Genomic DNA, 2672 nt, shown 5'->3' on the forward strand with positions numbered 1-2672 from the left:
GTTAAGTATAGAGAAGAAATGAATTATCTAGATATTAAGAAAGGATGGATTTTTACAATGAGTTCAAATGAATCAAATTTCAGTTTTACCAGTAACAAAGATATTGTAAAGTACCTTAATGTAAGAAAAGACCCTGTTGATTTAAGAGACAAAATGTTTCGGAGTTACTTGTTTAGTAATGAGGCGGATTTGCCAACGCAAGTCGATCTTCGTCCTAAAATGTCAGGTATAGTAAATCAATGGAATATAGGTTCTTGTACGGCAAATGCAATTGTTTCAGGGTTACGAGAATATCTATTATTACAATCAGGTCGTCCATTTACTTGCTTATCTCGTTTGTTTTTATATTATCATGAACGAGAAATAGAAGGACATATTCAGGAAGATAGTGGAGCGAATGTTCGTGATGGTATGGGGGTTCTTAAAAATATTGGGGTATGCCCTGAAGAGGATTTTCCTTATACCGAGAATTTTAGAGATAAGCCATCACCAAAGGCTGAATCAGATGCTGCACTTTATAAAATTGGAACCTACCATCGTATTCAAGATTTATCGGGATTAAAGGCTGCACTTGCTCATGGATTAGTTGCTGTACTTGGATTTGCTGTACCAAAATCTTTTATGTCAGAAGAAGTGAAAAAGACTGGTATAGTTCCAGTATCAGGAACAGATGATGTAATTGTTGAAGATGGTCAACCAGCGGGACATGCTGTTTGTGCTGTTGGATATGACGATGATAAGCAAACGGTTATTATTCGCAACAGTTGGGGAGAAGACTGGGGAGATAAAGGATATTGTTATTTCCCATATGAATTATTTAAAAATGGAATTGTGCAAGATATGTGGACAGGTCGTTAATTAGAAAAGTGATGGAAGTATGGAAACTACAAAACACGTTATACGTGTTACGGGTAGCATAAAAGAGCTTGAAAAAGATGTAGAAATAAAAGGTGTAATGCATTATCATCTATTAATTAATGATATATCAGTTTTACATACAAGTGGTGCAGAGGTATCGTATAAAGATTATGTACAAGCTATGAAGCAGCATGTGATTTCTTTTGGTAACTATGCATTCTGTCGTTTCTGAAAATGATGCACGCGTAGAAGCCCGTGATTTCTGGAACTGTGGTGACAAGAGTGCAACAGTTTGGGTGGCTGATGTAGAAGTGAAAACAATGGATGATATGCGAGCAGGTACACAGGCTTTTATCGATGAATTATGTAAATTAGGTGCTAAGAAAGTCGGTTTATATGTTGATCATCATATGTATGCACCTTTTGGTTGTGAAATATTTAAACAAAAAAGTGTTAGCAAGTTTGCAAACGAACTTGCTAACACTCATACAAAATAGACATAAATTATCGCTGATATGTCTTCCTTAATAATAGCCATAATCAATTAGAACACACTAATATGAAATGCTCATAAAATCATTCTTGATATACATGATAATAGTATAAACTCTATATTTCTTTTAATAATTTAGGGTTATATCTTTTCTGCATTAGACGCTTTTAACCACGCTTCGTAGAATTCTGTAACTGATGCATACCGTTCTGCTCGATTGTCATTTACAGCACGATACGCTACCGCATATAATTCCTTACTTGCTTCCCATTTTATAAAAGAACGATCTTTTTCATCGCCTAAAAGTGAGAAAGCCATTGCTCCCATATTAAATACATTTGTTCTTTCATCAATTATTGCGTTTAGTTCAAATTCCTCTGGTGACATAAAACGGGAGGAACCCCATAGCCGGCCCATTTTATTTATGTAAGGTTTCTTACTGTATAAATCTATATCACAAATTTTTGTTTCGTTTGTATTAAAATTATATAAAATACTACCGTCATAAAAATCTATCGCTACATAATTTTTCTTTTCTACATAAGTATGGAAAGAAAAAATGGAATGTAAGGAATGAACTCGTTCTATAGTAGATAAATGTCTAAATTTATAAAATGGAGAGTTTGGATTTTCATATTTCTCAGGAGGTGGGAAGCGCCAATGCGAATGAAGACATTCACCATCAAACCAATCGAAAATTAATACATATCCAGATTGAACTGGAAAATGATCAATTAATTTTATGAGCGATTCATGCTTTAAATCTTCATAAATAGTAACTGAATTTTTTAGCCTTTTAATAGCATCACCCGTTGTTCCTTCATATGCAATTGTTTGTGCTCCTGCGTATTTGATAAATTTCTTGTGACCATCTTTTTCTACACCAAAACTTATATTACCTGAGTCTTGCTGGTCAAAAACTGCAAATACGGTACCTAATTTAATAAGCCAATCAAAATTATGATATTCTTTTAATTGGAATGTTACACTATTTAACTGAATTTCGACGGAATTATCTTTCATAGCTTACCTCACATTTAATATAATTAAGTTGTACATTCCACTATTCGACATATTTTATGGAAATCCTATGCTAATAATATGAAATTTTATAAATATAATGATAAACACTTATAAAGAGGTGGATACAATGGATCAACAAATTGTTATTAAACCGTATCAAAAAGACTGGGTTGAAGAGTATATAAAAGAAAAAGAGAAATTCTGTTCCTTGTTAGGACAAGAAATAATCGCTGTTGAACATATAGGGAGCACAGCAGTAGAAGGATTAGGAGCTAAACCTCTTATTGATATGATGATT

3 protein-coding genes and 1 pseudogene are annotated in these 2672 nt (G+C 33.2%); 3 read left to right on the plus strand and 1 reads right to left on the minus strand.

All coding sequences use genetic code 11. The annotated features are described in order from the left end of the window. Window positions 1–57: 57 nt before the first annotated feature. Window positions 58–858 carry a C1 family peptidase gene (locus ABWK52_RS26390; RefSeq protein ID WP_000097509.1) on the plus strand — a complete coding sequence of 267 codons (801 nt, stop codon included), beginning with the start codon at window positions 58–60 and terminating at the stop codon, window positions 856–858. A 160-nt stretch (window positions 859–1018) separates the two neighbouring features. After that, window positions 1019–1286, plus strand: a pseudogene (locus tag ABWK52_RS26395) (GH25 family lysozyme); the annotation flags it as partial. A gap of 206 nt (window positions 1287–1492) precedes the next feature. Here ABWK52_RS26395 and ABWK52_RS26400 read toward each other — a convergent pair. Next, complete coding sequence (locus ABWK52_RS26400; protein ID WP_000654548.1) at window positions 1493–2374, minus strand: protein kinase domain-containing protein; 882 nt, start codon at window positions 2372–2374, stop codon at window positions 1493–1495. Window positions 2375–2501: 127 nt separating this feature from the next. On the opposite strand from ABWK52_RS26400, the gene ABWK52_RS26405 reads away from it, so the two are divergent. Continuing rightward, window positions 2502–2672, plus strand: a 171-nt coding sequence (locus ABWK52_RS26405) for a GrpB family protein (protein ID WP_353772245.1), incomplete at its 3' end; no start/stop codon positions are given.

The organism is Bacillus sp. AP50, assembly GCF_040492675.1.
GTDB lineage: Bacteria > Bacillota > Bacilli > Bacillales > Bacillaceae_G > Bacillus_A > Bacillus_A cereus.

Excerpts from the sequence above, each read along its gene's own strand:
- ABWK52_RS26390 (WP_000097509.1), top strand. The coding sequence starts at position 58 with ATGAGTTCAAATGAATCAAATTTCAGTTTTACCAGTAACAAAGATATT.
- ABWK52_RS26400 (WP_000654548.1), bottom strand. The coding sequence starts at position 2,374 with ATGAAAGATAATTCCGTCGAAATTCAGTTAAATAGTGTAACATTCCAA.